Genomic DNA, 19,655 nt, shown 5'->3' with positions numbered 1-19,655 from the left:
GATGATAGTATATGTTTTATGTTTAATTGCAGTTTTAAGTGCCGTCCTTGCTATTATCCAAAAAGATTTATTGAAAGCAGCAATATTAACAGGATTTTCCGGTGGAGCTATTGCAGTTCTCTTCCAGGTATTATTAGCACCTGATGTTGCTATGACTCAGGCTATTGTGTGTGCAGCTATTGTACCTGTATTTATTGCTCTTGCTGTTAAAAAAACTCAGAGGGTGGATAACTAATGGCACAAACTCAATTAGTGATATTATTAACTTCAGTTGCATTGATTATTGTTGGGATTTATGCTGCAATTTTTGTTGATAACATCATAAAGAAAATTATTGGTATTAGTTTCATTGAAGAAGGTGTAAACCTATTCATTGTTGCTATTGGTTATAAAGCTGGTGGTGTTGTACCTATCTTAATGCCTGGTATGGACACTACATGGTTTGCTTCAAATGCAGCATATCCGCTACCTTTCGGTTTAGTACTTACTAGTATTGTAATTGGTGCAAGTACTCTTGCTATTATGCTTGCATTGGTAATGGTTCTTTATAGAAGATATGGAACTTTAAGTACTAGTGTAATGTTGGCTGATACATCAAAACAGGAGGAATATGATGAATGAATTAATCCCAATTATGGTTATCATTCCATTAATTGCAGCATTGCTTATTAGTGCTTTTTCAAAATTCAACAAAGTTACTAAAATCTTTGCATTTGTAGTTGCAATCTGTCTTCCAATAATTCCATTATTGTCCAATTATGGTTTCCACTACTTTGGAGGATATGAACCGATTTTGGATAATGTAACAAACGTGGTTTATCACCCAGCGATTACATATTCATTTACAAGCTTACAACAAATATTCATAGCTGCTCTTGGACTTTTAACATTTTTAGTTGTATTTGTTTATTTAACCAAATATAGAAAAGTTTCCGGTCCTTATTTATTCTTATTGTTCTTAGGTACTGCTGCAGTTACTGCATTGCTCTTAACTGACGATATCTTCCATATGTTTGTATTCTTTGAAATATTGGCACTTGCTCAGGTAGGTATTGTTGCAGCATCTTCTATTGACTACAGTTATGAAATGGCTTTAAAATATATGATTTTAGGATCAATTGGAAGTCCAATAATGCTTTTAGGAATTGGATTTTTACTTGCATTGACTGGTAGTGTAAACATAACAGATATTGTGGCTGCTATTCACAATGGTTTAGTAAAACCTACATCTCCAGTATTTTTATTATCACTCGGACTAATCTTCTTTGGTTGGTTATATGCGTCTGGTTTACCACCTTTCCATACTATAAAATCTGGAATTTATTCAAAAGCAGAACCTCACGGAGCAGCTTTACTTCAGTCATTTACAGTTATCTCAATGATTTCAATTGTTTTAGTAATGTTTAGAATTTATTCTGTATTGCCAATATTCGAAGTTCTCATAGTTTTCTTCTCTATCTTGGCTATGATTTTGGGTGTTTCATTAGCATTGACCCAAACTGACTTTAGAAGAATGATTGGATTTTTAGCAGTCGGGGAATTAGGTTTTATTGGTTTAGGTATTGGTCTTGGAACTAATTATGCAATTACTGCAGGACTTTTCCAAGCATTAAATGAAATCATTATTACTGCATTACTATTCATCGGATTTGGTGCAATTGTTGAGGCAACAAATGAAGTTGATACACGTAAACTTGGTGGTCTTTTAGCATACCATCCAAAAGTAAGTATTATGCTTTTAATTGGTGGTTTAGCTATGGCTGGTGTTCCACCGTTAAGCGGATTCCAATCTAAATTAATGCTTGTTCAAGCTTCTTTAAGCTGCGGATTCCCAGAATTATCAATTTTAGCAATTATGGCAAGTATCGCTACATTTGTAGTATTTGTAAAAACATTCTATGCAATGTTCTTAAAACCAAAACCAGCTAAATTGGATGTTGAAAATAAAGAGGTTCCTCGTGCAATGATTTTTGCAATGGGAGTATTATTGGTAATTATCGTTATCTTAGGTTTATACCCTGATCCTATTATTAATGGAATCTCTACCTTTGTAGGGGGAATATTATGAGTTTATATGATAAAATCTTTGATGTGGTTGCACAATTCAGGAAATTGTTCTCTCCAGGTCCTGTAACTAATGCAGATGTTTCAGGAAGTATTACTGCTGAAATATTCTTAATTGTTTCATTAGTTTTAGCAACTCTTTTGTTAAGACATGTCAATGTTTTAATTGCAGGATTATTTGCTTTAATCGTTGTAGTTGTATTGATTGTTAATATTCCACTTATTCCGAAGTTTAAAATTGAACAAGAGGATTCATTAGATAAGATGTTATTCTATTCAATGGTAACTCTTGCAATTATTTGTTCATTATTATATTGGGGTGGTACTCTTGTCTAATCACACTACAATTCGTAATTTAATTGCATCTATAATGGCAGCAATTTTATCTGTTACTTTATTGGATGCAGTATTTCATTTAAGTAATATGATTAATCCTGGTGTAAGTTATATTTACAATGCAGTAGGAACCAAAATAGCTCCAAACTTAATTACTGCAGTTATTTTCGATTTCAGAGCTTACGATACATTAGGAGAATCAATTATCTTATTAAGCGCAGGTTTAATTGTTTTACTTATCTTTGGTAAAGGATTATTGGGGGATAAACAATGAGTCAAACTAGTATGATTTTAAAATTAATTTCCCTACCAATCTCAATTATATTGATTTGTATTGGTATAATGACTATTCTTGGTGGTCACATCACTCCTGGTGGAGGTTTCCAAGGTGGTGCTATGATTGCAGGTGGAGTTATCTTATCTATTCTTGTTTACGGTGTAGGTAATTCTCCATTGGAATTTTCACATGCATTTATTGAAGTTTTAGAATCAATCGGTGCACTTGGATTTATTGCATTAGGATTAGTTGGTTTATTGCTTGGTGGATCATTCTTATACAATGTTGGTGCAGACTTATCAAATGTTGTTCCAGCTATGATTCAAAATATTTTCCATTATCCTGATGTTACAAACGCAGGAATTATTCCATATCTCAATATTTTCGTAGGATTAAAGGTATTTGTTGGATTATCCTCAATTGTTATTGCATTTGCAGGATTTAAAAAATTTACACAGGAGAATGAATGATGTTAAGTTTAGGCCCAATTATATTCGGATTTATATTAGGTGCAATTATAGGAACTCAAATCAAAGTTAACCGCTCTGATATGGAATTTACTTTAGCATCATTTGTAGTAATCTTTATTGCAGGACTTATTGCTGCTTGGCAATTTGGTAATTATCCGTTCTATACAGATTTACCAATTTCAACTGCATTTGTATCTGCTTTAATAGGAATTTTTGTAGGCAAATTTTTATTTGCAAGGAGTAAATAAGGGGTTATTGTTATGTTTTTGTCAACTAATACATGTGAAGGAAAAAGAGATTGTATTAATCAATGCCCTACAAAAGCTATTAAATTTATCAATGGAAAATCATTTAGCTGTCTTACCTGTGGAATATGTCATAAAAACTGTCCTAATGGAGCAATTTTCCAAAATAGCTATGGAGGATATGTTGTAGATAGAGCTAAATGTAATGGTTGTGGAATGTGTCTATACAACTGTCCTATTGATAATATTACTATTGAAGACGGTATTGTGTATGGTATTTGTGCACGTTGTGGTGTTTGTCAGGAAGCATGTCCAAACCGTGTTGACGGATATGAACTTGAAAAAGACAAACAATTGAACTTAATTAGATCAATTCAAATTCTCAATCCACCAATAAATAAAGTTCCTCACAAAAAAGAAAGTGAAACAAAAATGATTTCAAGAAATTACTTTGGAACTGATATGGACAATTGTATTTTATGTGGAAGATGTAGTGAATATTGTCCAACAGGTGCGATTCATGTTAAAATCGACAGAGATGAAGGAATCTGCTGTGAATGTAGAGTTTGTGAAGATGTCTGTCCTAACGGTTCAATGAATAAACATCAAATTATCAATAAAAATTCCTGTACTCTTTGTCTTAACTGTTTGAAAGCTTGTCCTCACGAGGCAATTTCAGTAAGTGACTTTGAAATTACAGTTAATAAATTAAATCAAAAGTCAACAGGTTCATTAATTTCATGTTTAAACTGTGGATTATGTGCTGATTTATGTGAAAATGACTCTCATAAGAAAGTTGATGGTAAATTAAGATATGATCCAACCTGTGATGTTGAAAATCAAAATCATGATGTAGCTATTAGTCGCTGTCCGGTTCATACTTTAGCTGAAGACGGAGATATGTTTGTCTACGATGAATTTAAAGACGTAGAATTAGCAACATTATCCGGATTTTGTGTATTTTGTGGAAAATGTGTTCAAGTGTGTAATGAAGTTGATGCACGTAAATTCATGACTTACTTATGGGATGGAAAAGTCTCAGATGATTGTATTTCATGTGGAATCTGTGCTGAAGTATGTCAAAAACAAGCTATTACACTTAACAGAGGAAGCATTTCCGTTGATTTGGATAAATGTATATTATGTGAAAACTGTGCAGTACATTGTCCGGTTGATGCAATTCCTAAATCTACAATGTATAAAAATGAAATCAAAGATGGATTCAATTTCATTGAACAGGAATTATGTATGCACTGTGGATTATGTTATAAAACTTGTTCATATGATGCAATTGATAAAATTGACGGTAATTTTGTTGTTAATGAAGAAAATTGTATTTATTGTGGAGCATGTAAGAATGCATGTCCAGCAAGAGCATTTTTATTCGAAAGAAATTTTAAAGATTCAATAGAGGGTATTTAAATGAGAAATTTAATTAGAATAGCTTTGGAAGGAGCATTTACTAACTTTAAAAGAATCTTTTTTGCAGCTGATAGGGTAACTGATATGGATTTGAGAAATCAAATCTCTACTCTTAATGTAAAAGTGGATGATAGAATTGACGAGGTGGCATGTATTGGATGTTCTGGTTGTTCAAATGTATGTCCTACCGGTGCAATTGATATGAAAACATTAGCAAGCCCTGTCAAATTGACTGAAGATTGGACTATATCAGAAGTACCTGAAATTAATCTTGAAAAATGTGTTGTTTGTTATTATTGTCATGATTTTTGTCCAATATTTTCACTTTACGGACAAAAAGGAGCAGTTCACCCTTCATGTGTTGGAGATCAGGAAGTGAATGTTTCTGAATTTATCGAGCAACCATTTAAAATATCTGAAGATAAGCTTAAAGTTATTTCTCAGTACTTATCTGATAAAACAGTATTAAAAAATAAAGGGGATGGTGATTAAATGGGAATCAAATCATTTTCAAGAGCAAGAGCAATCCACGTTATGTTAGTTTATACTGGTGGATGTAATGGATGTGATATTGAGATTGTTAATTCAATATTGTCCCCAAGATTTGATGCTGAACAATATAATGTGTTTTTAACCTGGAACCCTCGTGAAGCTGATGTTTTGGTTGTTACAGGTCCGGTTACACACTTAAATAGAAAACCATTAGAAGCAATCTATGATGCTATTCCTAATCCAAAATTAGTTGTAGCTGCTGGAAGCTGTGCTTTAATGGGTGGAGTTTATAAGAATTGTCATGGTGATATTCCTTCAGAAGAAATTGAAGGTCCAGTTGAAAACATTATACCTGTTAATGCTAAAATCCCAGGTTGTGCTGTAAGACCTCAAGATGTTTTAGCTGGTGTTGTATCACTTTTACCTACATTATTGGATGCGGATTAGAGAGGGTTTTATATGGATGAAAAAGTACCAACAAATAATATTATTGAAACAGAAATTCCAATGGGTACAGTTCACCCTGCTGCATTGGAACCATATAGAGTAAGGTTTTTTGTTGAAGATGAAATAATTCAGGAAGCTGAAATTACTATTGGTGTTAATCATAGGGGTATTGAAAGAATTATGGAAGGTCTTCCTGTACAAAAGGCTAACTCACTTACTGAAAAAATTTGTGGAATTTGTTCCAACTCACATATATGGAACTCATGCAGAACTGCAGAAACTGGTTTAGGTATCGAAATTCCACAAAGAGGTGTCTACATTCGTGTGATTATGGGAGAACTTGAAAGATTACACTCACACTTCTTGTATTTAGCTCATGGTTGTGAAGTATTGGCTCACGAAACATTTTCCATGAGAATATTCTACTTAAGAGAAATAATCATGGAATTACTTGCTATGGTTGGAGGAAACAGAGTTCAGTATGGATGTTCTGTTTTAGGTGGAGTAAGACCAAGATGTGACTTGGATGTTAACAAATTACAAAGAATTAAAGATGATATGGATAAAGTCGAAGAAGAATTAACCAAATTTGCAGACAGATTCACTTCAGATCCAATTGTAATATCCAGAATCACTGGTGTAGGTATCATACCACAAAAACAAGCTATTAAATTAGCTGTAACTGGTCCTTCCTTAAGAGCAACTGGTGTTGCAAGAGACTTAAGAACAACCATGTTTGAATATGATGACTTTGATTATAATATTGTGACTCAACCTGACGGGGATGTAAAATCCAATTTAATGGTGAGGGTTTTAGAATCATTTGAGTCAATTAAAATTATCAGACAAGCTATTGCAAATATTCCTGAAGGTAAAGTAGTAAATCATGATTGGGAAATGTTTGACACTGAAATTAATGAAAGTTACATTGAAGTTCCAAGGGGAACTTTATATCACTCTTATGGATTAGAAAGCGGAAGGGTAAGACACTGTGTTATTAGAACTCCTTCAATGTCTAACATTGGAGCTATGCAATATGCAGCTATTGGAAATCATATAACTGATGGTCAATTATGTATTGTACAATGTGACCCATGTTTTACCTGTTCTGACAGAGCAATTGAGATAATTAGGAGATAGATTATGTTTTCAAATTTACTTACAAATCCAATAATTGCAGTAATTCTTACAGTTCTTGTTTGTTTTGTAATCTCAACATTACTTCCTGGAATTGAAAGAAAATATGTGCATGCAAGAATCCAACAAAGGATTGGGCCTTTGGTAATTTCTCCTGGAATTATGGCTCCACTTAAATTCATGTTTAAGGAAAATGTTGAAGTTTCATCTCCGGTTCCAAAATTATACAAAATGTTGCCGATTGTATGTTTCATGGTGGTTTTATGTGTTTTCATTGCATTAACTCCTCAAGCTTACCAAATTCCAACTCTTGCAAGTTTAGTTACAATTGTTGGATTTTTAAAAGTTGAAGAAATATGTTATGTATTAATGGGAGCATTATCCAAATCCATTATGTCTGTAAGAATGCCTTTCCCAGACCGTATTAAAGGTGCAGTTCACAATGATGCTCCAGTATCATTTATTGAAGATATCAGTGCAAGAAGATCTTTAAGAATGATTACCTACGGGTCTTTCCCATTGTATTTAGCATTATTTGCTCCTGTTGCTGCTGCAGGCAGTATCTTCTTAAAAGATATTGTTGCATTCCAACAAGTCCACGGACCATTCTTATTTACAGTATCTGGTGCAATTGCGGCTATTGTATTTTTCATGGGATATATGATAATTTTAAACGAATATCCATTTTCAATAATTAAAGCTAAATCTGATGTTATTGAAGGTCCATACATGGAATATGCTGCAAAATACAGAGCAATTGTTGTTTTAACAAGAGGATTCTTCATGTTCGTTCTTGGATGTGTATTTTCCGTATTGTTTATTGGAGTTCCACCAAGCATTTTCTCTTTAGGAATTCTTGTTAATATTGCTGTTGCTTTAATTTTTGTCTTGATGATGGGAATTTTCTCAGCATTCGCACCGGTATTTACAAATAAACAGTTACTTCCAACAATTTTAGGAACAACCTTGCTTGGAGTATTCGCTATTGTACTTGGATTATTATAGGGGGAATTAAATGAAATTTGTTATGAGACCATATCACATAATCAGTCTTGGAGGATACATTATTGAATGGGATTTTCCTTATAGGAATCTTATAATTGTTAATCCTACATCCGAACCAATTAAATTGGAAATTCCAGTTTTTGATGAAGAATGGATCCAAGAACATAGGGATTTAGGACTTGAAGTTATTCCAGTTACTAAAAATGATAATTATTTGAGTATGTGGAAAAGAGCACATGCTAAATTAGATAAAATAAGGCCAAAAAATGAATGATTACACATTAACTATTAAATCTGATGAGAAAAAAGGAGTTTTAGATGATATCACTGATGTTATCACTGAATATGGTGCTAACATTAGTTATGTCCACCTTTTCATTGAAAAAAACAATGTAGGTTCTATTAACCTTGAACTTGACCATGTAGATGATATTGATGAGTTAATTTCAGCTTTAAATGATATTGAAGAAATTAAATCCGTTGAATTACATGGTTCACAATTGGATATTTATGGTAAACGTATAATCATTGTTGGTGGTGGAGCACAGGTATCTCAGGTAGCTATGGGTGCAATAACTGAAGCTGATAGACATAACATACGTGGTGAACGCATCAGTATCGATACTATTCCACTTGTTGGCGAAAAACCATTAGCTGAAGCTATTGAAGCTATTTCAAGACTTCCACGTGTCAGTGCTCTAGTTTTGGCAGGTTCACTTATGGGTGGTGAAATTACTCAGGCAGTTAAAAATGTTAAAGAAAAAAGTAATTTGATTGTAATTTCACTAAATATGCCGGGTAGTGTAACTGAATATGCTGATTTAATTATCACTGATCCGATTCAAGCTGGCGTTTTGGCAGTAATGTCTATTGCAGATACTGCTGCTTTTGATATTAAACGTTTAGGCGACAATATTCACTTTTAAGGATTTTATCCTTATCTTTATTTTTCTAAACATATGTGTTCATATTCACAATTTCTACATTTTTTAGGATTCTTTTTAACTTTTGGCTGTTTTTTATTTTCAATTATTTCTTTTACTTCTCGAATCACACTAAACAGTGCTTTTCTAAGATTTACATCCATTACTACTGGACGTCTATCACCAATTTTTTTATAATCCACAAATCCTACGAATACTTCAGTATCAAATTCCTCTTCAAGAAGTATTGCTGCTCCTACTAGTTCTATTGCGTCCTGGTCCCAAACACCTTTTATTGGAGGATTTGTACTTTTAATGCTTATTGGGTAATATTTGCCATCAATAATTTCTATTTTATCGCAAATTCCTATTAATTCAAGTTGATGGTCTTTGATTAAATAGGAATACATGCAGTTTGGAAAAAACATCTCGCTAATACCAAATCCATCTTTATCAAGTATTGTCATTGCTTTTTTAGATTTGATACTTAATGTTTTTATGTTAAAATAAGTTTCATCATTAATTTCATCAATCTGGTCTTGTGTAATGGTTATATTGGATGATTTTAGTGATTCGGTTGTATTTTGGATGTATTCATAAATGTTTTGAGATAATGTTTTTTCTATTTCTTCTAAATTCATTGATTTTTTAATTTTCCGAATATTTTTTTGCATTAAATCCTGAATATCAATTTTTAGATTTTTAATTTCCAGATACTGGTTGCATTTGTCAGCATCCTCAATATTGGTGTGTGTTTTTAAATATAGGCTCATTGGACAGTACATGTGCATTTTAATTGAAGATAAATTTATCATATTTTAACCTCTTAAATTCAGTATAATTACTTAGATATTGGTAATATAAATAATTGAGGTTTGATATGTATTTAATTCTATTATGTGGTGTTAATTGTACTGTTTTATATAATTAATTCGGTTTAAAGTAATTTTTATTAAAAATAGGTGGAATAATAAAGATTTAATTCTTTATTATTCGCAGATTAAAATTATGCTTATTTTAGGCAGGTCCCATGTTATTGTATTCTTCCATTGTTCTAGCATAATTTGAATCTTCACAGTCTATTACTGTTGTAGTGCCTTCACGACATAATAAGTGACTACTCCAGTTTGGTTTTTCAGAATAGAAGTAGTTTTTACTTATTTCATCAAAATATCCTTTAGTGTAAGCAATTGATCCTAATTTGCCACGTACATAGTTTTCTGTAAATATATTATGAATTAAACTAATATGGGATGTGACACTAGCTAGGTAGATTGCTCCTCCATAATATTCGTTTTTGTTTTTTATAAATATTGAGTTTTTGATTGTAGAGTTTCCAAAAGAATTGATGTATATTGCTCCACCCTGGTCCCAAGCATAGTTTTCTTTAAAAGTAGTGCTGTTACAATCAATGTTTCCACAATATATTGCGCCACCTATGCAATCAAACATAAATGCGCCTGATGCTTCATTATCTTCAAATGTAGAAGAATTCACGGTGACTCTTTTTTTAGAATAAATAGCTCCTCCAGCAGTTCCTCCAGCAGCTATTGCTTCATTTTTAATGAATGTACAATTTTGGACAAATAAATTGTCTTCTGTACAGATTCCTGCTCCATAATGATTTACATTATTGTTTTTAAATTGTGAGTTTTTGATTGTAGAGTTTCCTTCACCAATATATATTGATCCACCATTGTATCCTTCATTGTTTTCAAAAGTACATTTATCAATTGTAACACTATTTTTAGAGCATATTGCTCCTCCATATGTTACAGATTTTTTTGATATGTGGTTATTTTTAAAAATACAATCTGTACAGTTTAATTTTCCTTCACAATAAACTGCTCCACCGTTGTTGTCTGCATTGTTATTGTTGAATTCACATTTTTTCATACTGCACTGGTTTGCTTCAACATAGATTGCTCCACCATTGTCTGATTTTCCATTAATGAATTTTAAATTCTGGATAATTGTATTATTTCCAGTTATGTGGAATATTCTATGGTTATCGCCATCAATTGTGAATCCTTGTCCGTCGATAATGAGGTTATTTGCTTTGACATTAATGGTGTCTTGGCTTTTTATATTTTCAGTAAGTTTGACGGTATCTCCGTCTTTACTTGATTCAACGGTTTGTTTAAACTCTTCATAGGTTTTATAGTCGTTAATGGTTGTTATTTTATTTTCATTGTTTTGTTTTTTTGTTTCTTTTGTTTTTTCACTGCTTTTTTATCAGTATTTTTTGTTTTACTTTTTTTTTACTTTTTTATCTTTTAATTCAATATGTTTCACTTTTTTTGTTGAAATACTGTCTTTTGGCATTTTTATTTTACTATTGTCTGCTGCTGATGCTGCAGATACAGATAATAGTAATGCTATTAAACTAATTAGAATTATCTTCTTTTTCATATTCTATGTCCTTTAAATTTTATCATGTGATAATAATGAGTTTATGAATTATATTTGGATATCATCATATATAATATTTAGGTATGACTAAATTTTTTTATTTAATTCTAAAATTTAGTGATGTGGTGTGAATAGTTAAAAAAATAAAAAAAGTAAATAGCTAATAATTAGCTATTTATTCTGAAGTTATTTTGTAGTAATCTTCGTTTTTAGCAGGAAGTTTGGTAAATACAATTGGTAATACAATTAATATTACTGTAAGTATTCCCATAATGAATAAACTTAATTGGTCTGCGGTTGTAATAGTTGTGTAGACCCCTTGGATCCAAAGAACTGCGATACAAAGTGGTAGGATGAATTTAATAACAATTTTCCAGAGTTTACCTACTTTAATACGTGAGTCTTTGTTTAAAGTACTAATTAATTTATCGAAGTCGTAAATCCAACCAAAGATTATACATTCAATAAGGATTCCAAGTAATAATGCGAAGTTGTTTAAGAATGCATCAAATGCACCTAAAATTGTACTTCCAAGGCTTGTTGTGAAGATTATTGAAATGATAAATCCGAGCACACAAATCATTGTAACTGTTTTTTTACGTCCTATATCGAATTTTTCGGAAATTGCATAAGTTGCTACTTCGAGAAGTGCAATTGCAGAGGTAATTCCTGCAAATAAGATACACAAGAAGAATAATGGTCCGATAACGTATCCCATTGGTCCTAAGGTGTTTAATACTTGTGGGAACACAACGAATGCAAGTCCAGTTCCGGAAGTTACTAATTCATCAAATGGAATACCAGTGGATACGAACATGAATCCTAAAATGGAGAAGATTCCAATTGAGTTAAATACTTCGAAAATAGAGTTTGAGAATGCAACAGTTACTGCACTGTCAACTAATTTGGATTTGTCTGGTAAGTAACTTGCATAGGTCATTGCAATTGCCATACCTAAACTAAGAGAGAATACAATTTGTCCAAATGCTGCTAACCATACATCTAAGTTGGTTAATGCGCCCCAATCAGGTGTAAATATCTGTGTGTATCCAACTGATGCACCAGGTAAGGTTAATGAAAATATAACAATGAATACAACAATTAAACAAAGTAAAGGCATTAAAATTTTACTTACGTTTCCAATTCCGTCATTTAAATCTCTTTTAACAATTAACCATATGATTAACCATACAGCAAATACGGATGCAAGTACCATTGGGACAATTTGGAAGAATCCAGATAATGCATCTGTTGCTTGTAACACATTAGATGAGAAGAACAAGTTAGGATCTGCTCCCCATGCTTTAGTGAAACTTAAAACAACATAAATTAAATCCCATCCGACAACACATACGTAGTATGTGGTAATTAAAAATACTACTAATACGATAAACCAAGCAATTGGTTCTAATTTTTTACTTATTTCGAATAGTATCTTTCCAACTGATTTTTTGAATCTATATCCAACTGCGTATTCTACTAAAACAAATGAAATTCCTAGTAAGAATAAAGAAACGATATATGGGATCATGAAAGATCCTCCACCGTTTGCGTAGAGGACGTTTGGGAAACGCCAAATGTTTCCGAGTCCGACAGCTGAACCGATCATAGCCATCATGAATGCAAATGTACTATTCCATTCTACAGTTTTTTTTTCACTCATTATATCACATTATTAATTAAGTATGTAATACTACTACATTAGTATTTGAAGTTTATAAAGTATTTGATTTGATTTTCACGATTTTGTTTGGATTAATTTAAAAAAAAGTATTATAATTGTTTAATTTTTTTCTAAAATTGAATAATATTCAATAAGAATTAGTGCATTTATTTTGATATTATGTATTATTTCTATCGATGGTTTGTAATAATGTCTAAATAATTATAATTTATTAAACTTTTAATTCAATAATTTTTGAAGTTACTGAATTAATTTTAAAAAATAGGTTAAAGTTAACTGAGAAATTGAATCTCTGCATTAACTTTTTAATAATAATTATTGTTGTGGAAGCTCTTTGAGTTTTAAATATTCATCAATAGCTTCACGGGTAGTTCCAACAACAAGTCTGTAGTGGTGGTCTTTTCCATTGGTAATTACTTTTTCAACTTTACCTTTAGCAATTGCATGTTCGCCGTCAATTACTTCTCCAGCGTAGGTATGGGTAAATGAAACAACTTCACTTATTGGTACGTCAACACCATCAACAATCTCTAAGTTTTCAATAGTGTAGCTTGAAGGATTGTCAAATGCACCAAGAGCACTTACAATATCACATTCAATTTGAGCAGTTCCGAGAGGTTCATAAATGGTATCTCCCCATTCTCCTTCGATTTCATCGTAGTCTCTGGTTGCTAGAATGTCAAATAATGTTCCATTGATTGTACCTCTATTTGCTTTTCTGTTTTCATACCATCTGAATTCTTCTTTGGTTAAACTTTCATCACTCATTCTTTTGTTGTATACGAAATCCCAGTAATCATTGGTAATTCCTTTAACAGTGATGTGTTTGTCTAATTCTTCAATATAGACTTCTTTTCCTCTGTGCTTTTTAAAAGCAGCTATTGCTCTTCTGTGATTGTCAAGACCGTAAACTACATAATCTAAATCTGAAACATCACTTTTTTGAAGTCCTGGTGAAATGGAACCTGAAATTCCCATATGGTCGTATGGAACATCAGCAAAGTAATGGAAGAAGTCAGCAACATCCATTAATTTTGCAATAAGTTCTGGATTTTTAACTTTTCTGCCGTTGTCAAAATCATCTTTAAGCTCTAGGAGTCTTTTATCTGGTTTTATTATTTTTTCAACTTTGTCTAATGGAACTCCCATCATTTCAACTTTTGTAACGTCACATTGGTATAAATAATCTGGATGGTTTTTACGTAGGTATTCGTATGCTTCAGCAGATCCTACTTTTCTGTATCTTTTACCATCTTTTTGCCTGTCTCCTTTAGGATCAGGAATATATCTTAAAAAGGAAATTACTCTGTCTTTTGGGTGTATATAGTTTGTTGAAGCGAAATACAAATCATCGCTTGTGTAGATAAAATCTCTTGTTCTTACTTGTTCCATTTTTTAGTCTCCTAATTAAGTTATTTTATAACATGTCTTTAAATTAATTTTTCATTTAATCTTAATAATTTATATAAAAATATAAACTTAAATTAATTTATGAGTATTATTCATAAACATGTTGATGAAATATTTGAATATGATGGAAGTCAAATTAATCCATCCTGGGCTTTTCAGGAATTTGGAATTTATGGATCTTCTATTGTAACCTGGATTGGTCCGGTTAACATAACTCCAGACAATCTAAAAGATTTTGCTGATGTTGGTTTGGAGATTAAATCTAACTATATGGTTAATTTTATTTGTGAGTTCTTTGATCAACAACCTCCTAATATGAGAATTGCTTATTTAAGACAAAGACTTCTCGTAATGATTTTTAGAGAAATTCTAACAGAATATGGGATTGAAACTAAACGTGAAGGAGACGATATTTTTGTTGATGGCGGGAAATTATCTATTTCAATAGCTAGTGTTTCCCTTAGTTCTGCAAAAATTCATTTCGCACTTAATTTGGAAGATAAAGGAACTCCTGATGATGTTGAAACAATTGGTTTATTTGATATCAAAGATGAAAATGGTGTTCAAATATTCAGTGATGACAACTTATTGGATTTAATCAATAAAACTGCTTCCAGATTTATTGAAGAATTAGAAACAATTGAAAACGATATAAGTAAAACAAAGGTGTTATTATGAAAATTTTACTAAATGGAATTCAATCAAATTTAAGATTCTCTTCTGCTCATGTAATTCCAGGACATGAATCTTGCGGATTTATCCATGGACATTCCTACTTTGTAGATATTGAAATTGAAGGGGAAAGGGCTGGAAAATTTGACTTTGTAGTAGATTTTAAAGATGTAAAAGGATATACCAAAGCAGTCTGTAAAGAACTTGACCACAGATTGTTAATACCTGTTTATAATGAATTAATTGATTTTAAGGATTTTGATAAACAATCAGGATCTGTTGATGAATTAAAACAAAATAAAACTATTCACTTTAAAATTGACGGTAAAGGATACTCAATTCCTAGCGAAGACTGTGTATTATTACCTCTTCCATACACTTCAGCAGAAGAGTTATCCAAGTATTTTGCTGAAAACTTAGCACAAAAACTCTCTGAGTCTTATGATAACTTAAAATACATTTCAGTTTGTGTAAATGAAGGTATTGGTCAAGGTGCAGAATATAGGAAAGATTTATAATGAAAGCTCCTGTTATAGAAATATTTTCAAGTTTTCAAGGTGAAGGTCTTTTAATTGGTGAGAGACAGATTTTTGTTAGATTTGCAGGATGTAATTTAAACTGCAGCTATTGCGATACAAATGACAGCAAATCTGAAAAATCTGGAAAATTAATGACTGTTGACGAAGTCTGCAGTGAAATTAATAAGATTTTAACTCCGGATTGTCATACAGTTTCATTTACCGGTGGTGAACCTAGTTTGTATCCGGATTTCATCTCACAGGTAAGTAAAAATCTTGATTTAAATATTATGCTTGAAACAAACGGTACTCTGCCGGATAAAATTGATTCTATTGATAAATTGGACGTTGTTTCATTGGACATTAAGTTGCCGGAACACTTTGACGGTGAATTTGATGAGAATATCTTCTTAAACGAAATCAAATCACTAAATATATTAATGGCAAAAGGTATAACTGTATATTGTAAAGTAGTCATATTGCCTTCAACAAAAATAGAATCATTTAAAGAGGTAATTAAAAAATTATCTAAAAATATTTCAAACAAAAGAAACCTTAAAATAATTATCCAGCCTTCTAGTCCGTTAGAAGATTGGAAGGGAATTAATTTTAGATTATTTGAGTATTCTGAAGTTGTTGGACAGTATTTTGATGTTTCCACCATTCCTCAAATCCATAAAATATTGGATATAGAGTGAACTTTTGTTTCTAATTTTGATTTTATTTTTTTTTGATGCTTGATTGCTAATAGAGGTGTGAATATGAATGACAAAACATCTATTAATAGAAAATCAAATACTGGCGCAGTTGAACATGTGACTAAAGTTCACGATAGAGAAGGAGACATAATGGCTCTTGCGACTAAAGAGGTTATTTCTATTCCTCCAACAAAATCTATCAAAGATACTGCAAAAGTAATGATGGAACACGAATTCAGGAGACTACCAATCACTGATCCTGGTTCTGGTAAGTTATTAGGTATTGTCACAGTAATGGATATTTTAGATTTCTTTGGTGGAGGAAAAAAATTTAACATTATTGAGAAAAAATACCAAGATAACTTTTTAGCAGCAATTAACGAACCGGTTAAAGAAATCATGTCACGTGATTTAGTAACTTTAACTAGTAAATCTTCCATTGGAGATGCAATCAACGCTATGTTAGACAACCAAGTGGGAGCTATTCCTATTGTTGATAATGATTCAAAACTTGTAGGAATTGTTACTGAAAGGGATATTGCATTATCCTTGGCTGGTAAAAAGTCTCAGGAAACTGTTCATGAATACATGAGTCCTAAAGTATTCACCACTACTCCAGGAACACCATTAGAAAGCGCATGTAAAATCATGGTTAGAAATGGTTTAAGAAGAATTCCTATTGTTGGTGGAGAAGCTGACATTTCTAAAGCAAATAAAAAATTATTAGGTTTCCTAACATCAACTGATGTTATTAGATTCTTAAATGCAAAAGAGTTATTTGATAATTTAAATTCAAATTTAGCGTCTGATGTTTTAAAAACAACCGTATCTGAAATTATGGTTGAAAAAATAATTACTGTACCACAAACATTATCTATTGGAGATTTGTGCCAATTGTTTGCGGATAATAATATTGGTGGTGTACCAATCGTTAAAGATAACGAAATTGTTGGTATTATCACTGAAAGAGACGTTTTAAACTCAGTTAGAAGAGCATAAATAATAATTGTTTTATAATAAAGGAGATGATAATAATGCAAATTAAGAATTTGATGTCTGAAGATTTAATTACTATAGACAAAGATCAAAATCTTTCTGATGCATTAAAATTATTGCGCAAACACAACATTTCACGTTTGCCAGTAACAAACAACAAAGAACTAGTGGGCATTATTTCTGAAAGAGATGTTGCAAATAAACTTGGTTCTTCAAAAGCTGAAAGCATGCCTGCATCAAGATTCCATGTTTCCTCTGTAATGGTTAAAGATGTTATTACAGTTCCAGGAACCATGAGATTAGGTGAAGTTGCTGATTTAATGTTGGAAAAAGGTATTGGATCTGTTCCTATTGTTGATGATAATGGAATGATTGGTATTGTTTCCAAAGCAGACTTCACACCTCTTGCTAATGGAATCATATTTGATAAAATTAGTGTAAAAGAGGTCATGTCTAAGGAAGTTGTGGCAGTATCTTCCAGTGACAGATTAATCCACGCAAGAAGACAAATGTTGGATTATAAAGTTGGAAGAGTTCCTGTCATTGATGATGATGAGCTTATTGGAATTATTACATCTAAAGACTTGATGAGAGCATTCATTAACTTTAGAAAGAATGTTCCAGAAAAGCATCAGAAATCTCAAATTAAAGAAATTCTTGTTGAAGATGTCATGTCTTCAAACCCATCTTCTGTATCTAAAGAGATGTCAATCAGTGATGTATCAAAAATCATGGTTGAAACAGGATACAATGGCTTGCCTGTTGTTGAAAACGGCGATGTCGTTGGTATTATAACACAAACAGATATATTAAGACTAATTGCAAAATTAGAATCTTAATATTTTTTTTATTTTTTTATTTTTTTGGAGGTATTAAAATACCAGTTATTTCATTTTTAGGACCTAAAGGTACATTTACTCACGAAGCAGCTAATAAAATGGGGGATAATTTAGTTCCTTATTGTAATATTCCTGCTGTTTTGGAAAGTGTTGATAATGGAGAAGCATCTTATGGTGTTGTTCCAATTGAAAACTCAATTGAGGGGCCTGTAGGTATTACATTAGATTCATTAGCTCATAAATTCGACTTAAAAATATTTAAAGAGATTGTTATTCCCATTAATCAAAATTTAATTGTAAATCCTGGAACTACTATGGATGATATTAAGGATGTTTATTCTCATTCTCAGGCTATTGCTCAATGTAGGGAGTTCATTCTTGAAAATAACATACAACCGCATTATGCTGTAAGTACTGCTAATGCCGCTAAAAGTATTATTGGGGATAAAAGTAAAGCAGCTATTGGAAACTCAAAAGCTGCAGAATTATATGGTTTGGAGATAATCAAACCAAATATTCAAGATACTGATAATAATGAAACAAGATTTGTTGTAGTCTCAAAAGATGATCACAAACAAACAGGCAATGACAAGACTTCAATTATATTTTCTATTTATGAAGATAAGCCTGGAGGTTTATACGAAATCTTGGGAATTTTTCAAAAAAATAATATTAACTTAACTAAAATTGAATCAAGACCTTCTAAAAAAGGTTTAGGTAAATATTTATTCTTTGTTGATTTTAATGGACACAGGGATGATGAAACAGTTAAGAATATTATCAGTGGTATTGAAGATAATACTTATTTTTTAAAAGTTTTAGGTTCATATCCTGAATTTAAGTAAACTATAAATTATTGTTTTTATATAAAATTATATTATAATAAATTCAGGGAGGGTAGGAATGCCAAACGATAGAGATAAACTTCTAAAAATTATGGATTCTTTAGAAGCTGATTATCGCTCTGGAAGAATTTCTCCAGAGAAATATAGTTATTTTCGTTCTAAATATGAAGATAAATTAAATGCAATTGATGCAAGAGAGGCTACTAGAAGAATTAGGTCTATGCAAGGTAAATCCAATCCTAAAACTACTCAAAAGAAGAAAAGTAAAAAACCTACTAAGACCAAAAAGGAGAAAGAAGAAGATTTAGTTCAAAAATATATTGTAAATCCTAAAAAAGGAGATGCCAGATATAATAAGAAAGGAAAAAAATCAATGAGTAGTGGAACTTTCAAATTGGTATTATTACTGGTATTGGTTGTCGGTTTCACACTTGGTGTAGGTTATGGTGTCTTCAACTTTGATTTCAATAATTTCTCTGATACTACTGCTGTAGCTATTGTTCAAGATTCTGCATTCCCTGAAGTAGTTGAAAACGTTTCTAATACTACAACCACTTCATACAGTAATGAAACTACAACTAGTTATTCAAATTCTAGTTATGAACCTGTAGAAACTACTACTGACTATTCAAGTAGCAGTGGTGATTATAGTGGTGGAGGATCTGATTCAGGTAGTGGATCAGGTTCTGGCTCAGGTGATGATTCTGTTGGTGATTCAGGACAAAGTGGAGATGATTTTGGAGGAAATGAGTAGGTGATTTTC

Annotated in this window: 26 protein-coding genes; 21 read left to right on the top strand and 5 right to left on the bottom strand. The window is 31.6% G+C overall.

What is annotated here, in order from left to right; genetic code table 11:
* Nucleotide 1 precedes the first annotated feature (1 nt).
* Genes PUD86_03585 through PUD86_03520 form a run of 14 tightly spaced genes read left to right on the top strand, consistent with a single transcriptional unit; the run spans nt 2 to nt 8,821 of the window.
* Nucleotides 2–235, top strand: coding sequence for a DUF4040 domain-containing protein (locus PUD86_03585; protein MDD6776363.1), 234 nt, complete (start codon nt 2–4; stop codon nt 233–235).
* Nucleotides 235–621 (top strand): cation:proton antiporter subunit C, encoded by a 387-nt coding sequence (locus PUD86_03580; GenBank protein MDD6776362.1) that lies wholly within the window; start codon nt 235–237, stop codon nt 619–621. The genes PUD86_03585 and PUD86_03580 overlap by 1 nt, the downstream gene beginning before the upstream one ends.
* Nucleotides 611–2,068: an energy conserving hydrogenase EhbF gene (gene ehbF, locus PUD86_03575; protein MDD6776361.1), complete on the top strand. Its 1,458-nt coding sequence runs from the start codon at nt 611–613 to the stop codon at nt 2,066–2,068. The genes PUD86_03580 and ehbF overlap by 11 nt, the downstream gene beginning before the upstream one ends.
* A complete protein-coding gene (locus PUD86_03570) occupies nt 2,065–2,400 on the top strand; it encodes a hydrogenase (GenBank protein ID MDD6776360.1) in 336 nt (111 codons plus the stop codon). Before ehbF ends, PUD86_03570 begins: the two co-directional genes overlap by 4 nt.
* Complete coding sequence (locus PUD86_03565) at nt 2,393–2,674, top strand: EhbH (GenBank protein MDD6776359.1); 282 nt, start codon at nt 2,393–2,395, stop codon at nt 2,672–2,674. The genes PUD86_03570 and PUD86_03565 overlap by 8 nt, the downstream gene beginning before the upstream one ends.
* Nucleotides 2,671–3,147 (top strand): MnhB domain-containing protein, encoded by a 477-nt coding sequence (locus tag PUD86_03560; protein ID MDD6776358.1) that lies wholly within the window; start codon nt 2,671–2,673, stop codon nt 3,145–3,147. Before PUD86_03565 ends, PUD86_03560 begins: the two co-directional genes overlap by 4 nt.
* Nucleotides 3,144–3,395, top strand: a complete 252-nt coding sequence (locus PUD86_03555; GenBank protein ID MDD6776357.1) for an energy-converting hydrogenase B subunit J — start codon at nt 3,144–3,146, stop codon at nt 3,393–3,395. The genes PUD86_03560 and PUD86_03555 overlap by 4 nt, the downstream gene beginning before the upstream one ends.
* 12 nt (nt 3,396–3,407) lie before the next feature.
* Entirely contained in the window at nt 3,408–4,814 is a 1,407-nt protein-coding gene (locus PUD86_03550; protein ID MDD6776356.1) for a 4Fe-4S binding protein, read from the top strand.
* On the top strand, nt 4,815–5,306 hold the full coding sequence (locus PUD86_03545) for a 4Fe-4S binding protein (GenBank protein MDD6776355.1): 492 nt from the start codon (nt 4,815–4,817) through the stop codon (nt 5,304–5,306). It abuts the gene before it with no gap.
* Nucleotides 5,307–5,753, top strand: coding sequence for an NADH-quinone oxidoreductase subunit B family protein (locus PUD86_03540; GenBank protein ID MDD6776354.1), 447 nt, complete (start codon nt 5,307–5,309; stop codon nt 5,751–5,753). It begins immediately after the preceding gene.
* A gap of 12 nt (nt 5,754–5,765) precedes the next feature.
* The gene (locus tag PUD86_03535) at nt 5,766–6,893 is read left to right on the top strand and encodes a nickel-dependent hydrogenase large subunit (GenBank protein ID MDD6776353.1); all 1,128 of its coding nucleotides are present in this window, start codon (nt 5,766–5,768) and stop codon (nt 6,891–6,893) included.
* Nucleotides 6,894–6,896: 3 nt separating this feature from the next.
* A complete protein-coding gene (locus PUD86_03530) occupies nt 6,897–7,895 on the top strand; it encodes an NADH-quinone oxidoreductase subunit H (protein ID MDD6776352.1) in 999 nt (332 codons plus the stop codon).
* Nucleotides 7,896–7,905: 10 nt separating this feature from the next.
* The gene (locus tag PUD86_03525; protein ID MDD6776351.1) at nt 7,906–8,169 is read left to right on the top strand and encodes an energy-converting hydrogenase B subunit P; all 264 of its coding nucleotides are present in this window, start codon (nt 7,906–7,908) and stop codon (nt 8,167–8,169) included.
* Entirely contained in the window at nt 8,162–8,821 is a 660-nt protein-coding gene (locus tag PUD86_03520) for a DUF5612 domain-containing protein (GenBank protein ID MDD6776350.1), read from the top strand. The genes PUD86_03525 and PUD86_03520 overlap by 8 nt, the downstream gene beginning before the upstream one ends.
* 17 nt (nt 8,822–8,838) lie before the next feature.
* Here the strand turns inward: PUD86_03520 and cas4 are convergent, their stop codons facing one another.
* The 5 genes from cas4 to PUD86_03495 form a co-directional block, all read right to left on the bottom strand.
* Nucleotides 8,839–9,633, bottom strand: coding sequence for a CRISPR-associated protein Cas4 (gene cas4, locus PUD86_03515; protein MDD6776349.1), 795 nt, complete (start codon nt 9,631–9,633; stop codon nt 8,839–8,841).
* Between the two features lie 202 nt (nt 9,634–9,835).
* Nucleotides 9,836–10,810, bottom strand: a complete 975-nt coding sequence (locus PUD86_03510; GenBank protein MDD6776348.1) for a right-handed parallel beta-helix repeat-containing protein — start codon at nt 10,808–10,810, stop codon at nt 9,836–9,838.
* 258 nt (nt 10,811–11,068) lie between these two features.
* Nucleotides 11,069–11,230, bottom strand: a complete 162-nt coding sequence (locus PUD86_03505; protein ID MDD6776347.1) for a hypothetical protein — start codon at nt 11,228–11,230, stop codon at nt 11,069–11,071.
* A 175-nt stretch (nt 11,231–11,405) separates the two neighbouring features.
* Entirely contained in the window at nt 11,406–12,893 is a 1,488-nt protein-coding gene (locus PUD86_03500) for a sodium-dependent transporter (protein MDD6776346.1), read from the bottom strand.
* 336 nt (nt 12,894–13,229) lie between these two features.
* Nucleotides 13,230–14,306 (bottom strand): DNA polymerase subunit beta, encoded by a 1,077-nt coding sequence (locus PUD86_03495; GenBank protein ID MDD6776345.1) that lies wholly within the window; start codon nt 14,304–14,306, stop codon nt 13,230–13,232.
* 99 nt (nt 14,307–14,405) lie between these two features.
* On the opposite strand from PUD86_03495, the gene PUD86_03490 reads away from it, so the two are divergent.
* The 7 genes from PUD86_03490 to PUD86_03460 all read left to right on the top strand — a co-directional run bounded on the left by PUD86_03490 (nt 14,406) and on the right by PUD86_03460 (nt 19,646).
* Nucleotides 14,406–15,002: a DUF366 family protein gene (locus PUD86_03490; protein ID MDD6776344.1), complete on the top strand. Its 597-nt coding sequence runs from the start codon at nt 14,406–14,408 to the stop codon at nt 15,000–15,002.
* A complete protein-coding gene (locus PUD86_03485) occupies nt 14,999–15,514 on the top strand; it encodes a 6-carboxytetrahydropterin synthase (GenBank protein ID MDD6776343.1) in 516 nt (171 codons plus the stop codon). Before PUD86_03490 ends, PUD86_03485 begins: the two co-directional genes overlap by 4 nt.
* Nucleotides 15,514–16,212, top strand: a complete 699-nt coding sequence (locus PUD86_03480; GenBank protein MDD6776342.1) for a 7-carboxy-7-deazaguanine synthase QueE — start codon at nt 15,514–15,516, stop codon at nt 16,210–16,212. The genes PUD86_03485 and PUD86_03480 overlap by 1 nt, the downstream gene beginning before the upstream one ends.
* A gap of 63 nt (nt 16,213–16,275) precedes the next feature.
* Entirely contained in the window at nt 16,276–17,211 is a 936-nt protein-coding gene (locus PUD86_03475; protein MDD6776341.1) for a CBS domain-containing protein, read from the top strand.
* Nucleotides 17,212–17,246: 35 nt separating this feature from the next.
* Nucleotides 17,247–18,047, top strand: a complete 801-nt coding sequence (locus PUD86_03470) for a CBS domain-containing protein (protein MDD6776340.1) — start codon at nt 17,247–17,249, stop codon at nt 18,045–18,047.
* A gap of 38 nt (nt 18,048–18,085) precedes the next feature.
* Nucleotides 18,086–18,892, top strand: coding sequence for a prephenate dehydratase (gene pheA / locus PUD86_03465; GenBank protein ID MDD6776339.1), 807 nt, complete (start codon nt 18,086–18,088; stop codon nt 18,890–18,892).
* Nucleotides 18,893–18,950: 58 nt separating this feature from the next.
* Nucleotides 18,951–19,646, top strand: coding sequence for an endoglucanase (locus tag PUD86_03460; GenBank protein ID MDD6776338.1), 696 nt, complete (start codon nt 18,951–18,953; stop codon nt 19,644–19,646).
* Nucleotides 19,647–19,655: the final 9 nt, after the last annotated feature.

Source organism: Methanobacteriaceae archaeon (assembly GCA_029219465.1).
GTDB lineage: Archaea > Methanobacteriota > Methanobacteria > Methanobacteriales > Methanobacteriaceae > Methanocatella.
This window is presented reverse-complemented; position numbering and strand designations above follow the sequence as displayed.

Coding starts and splice junctions, on each gene's coding strand:
- ehbF (MDD6776361.1), top strand. CDS start 611: ATGATGAATGAATTAATCCCAATTATGGTTATCATTCCATTAATTGCA.
- cas4 (MDD6776349.1), bottom strand. CDS start 9,633: ATGATAAATTTATCTTCAATTAAAATGCACATGTACTGTCCAATGAGC.
- PUD86_03500 (MDD6776346.1), bottom strand. CDS start 12,893: ATGAGTGAAAAAAAAACTGTAGAATGGAATAGTACATTTGCATTCATG.
- PUD86_03495 (MDD6776345.1), bottom strand. CDS start 14,306: ATGGAACAAGTAAGAACAAGAGATTTTATCTACACAAGCGATGATTTG.
- PUD86_03460 (MDD6776338.1), top strand. CDS start 18,951: ATGCCAAACGATAGAGATAAACTTCTAAAAATTATGGATTCTTTAGAA.
- PUD86_03535 (MDD6776353.1), top strand. CDS start 5,766: ATGGATGAAAAAGTACCAACAAATAATATTATTGAAACAGAAATTCCA.
- PUD86_03560 (MDD6776358.1), top strand. CDS start 2,671: ATGAGTCAAACTAGTATGATTTTAAAATTAATTTCCCTACCAATCTCA.
- PUD86_03550 (MDD6776356.1), top strand. CDS start 3,408: ATGTTTTTGTCAACTAATACATGTGAAGGAAAAAGAGATTGTATTAAT.
- PUD86_03555 (MDD6776357.1), top strand. CDS start 3,144: ATGATGTTAAGTTTAGGCCCAATTATATTCGGATTTATATTAGGTGCA.
- PUD86_03485 (MDD6776343.1), top strand. CDS start 14,999: ATGAAAATTTTACTAAATGGAATTCAATCAAATTTAAGATTCTCTTCT.
- PUD86_03580 (MDD6776362.1), top strand. CDS start 235: ATGGCACAAACTCAATTAGTGATATTATTAACTTCAGTTGCATTGATT.
- PUD86_03490 (MDD6776344.1), top strand. CDS start 14,406: ATGAGTATTATTCATAAACATGTTGATGAAATATTTGAATATGATGGA.
- PUD86_03475 (MDD6776341.1), top strand. CDS start 16,276: ATGAATGACAAAACATCTATTAATAGAAAATCAAATACTGGCGCAGTT.
- PUD86_03470 (MDD6776340.1), top strand. CDS start 17,247: ATGCAAATTAAGAATTTGATGTCTGAAGATTTAATTACTATAGACAAA.
- PUD86_03505 (MDD6776347.1), bottom strand. CDS start 11,230: ATGAAAAAGAAGATAATTCTAATTAGTTTAATAGCATTACTATTATCT.
- PUD86_03530 (MDD6776352.1), top strand. CDS start 6,897: ATGTTTTCAAATTTACTTACAAATCCAATAATTGCAGTAATTCTTACA.
- PUD86_03570 (MDD6776360.1), top strand. CDS start 2,065: ATGAGTTTATATGATAAAATCTTTGATGTGGTTGCACAATTCAGGAAA.
- PUD86_03525 (MDD6776351.1), top strand. CDS start 7,906: ATGAAATTTGTTATGAGACCATATCACATAATCAGTCTTGGAGGATAC.
- PUD86_03585 (MDD6776363.1), top strand. CDS start 2: ATGATAGTATATGTTTTATGTTTAATTGCAGTTTTAAGTGCCGTCCTT.
- PUD86_03520 (MDD6776350.1), top strand. CDS start 8,162: ATGAATGATTACACATTAACTATTAAATCTGATGAGAAAAAAGGAGTT.
- PUD86_03545 (MDD6776355.1), top strand. CDS start 4,815: ATGAGAAATTTAATTAGAATAGCTTTGGAAGGAGCATTTACTAACTTT.
- PUD86_03540 (MDD6776354.1), top strand. CDS start 5,307: ATGGGAATCAAATCATTTTCAAGAGCAAGAGCAATCCACGTTATGTTA.
- PUD86_03480 (MDD6776342.1), top strand. CDS start 15,514: ATGAAAGCTCCTGTTATAGAAATATTTTCAAGTTTTCAAGGTGAAGGT.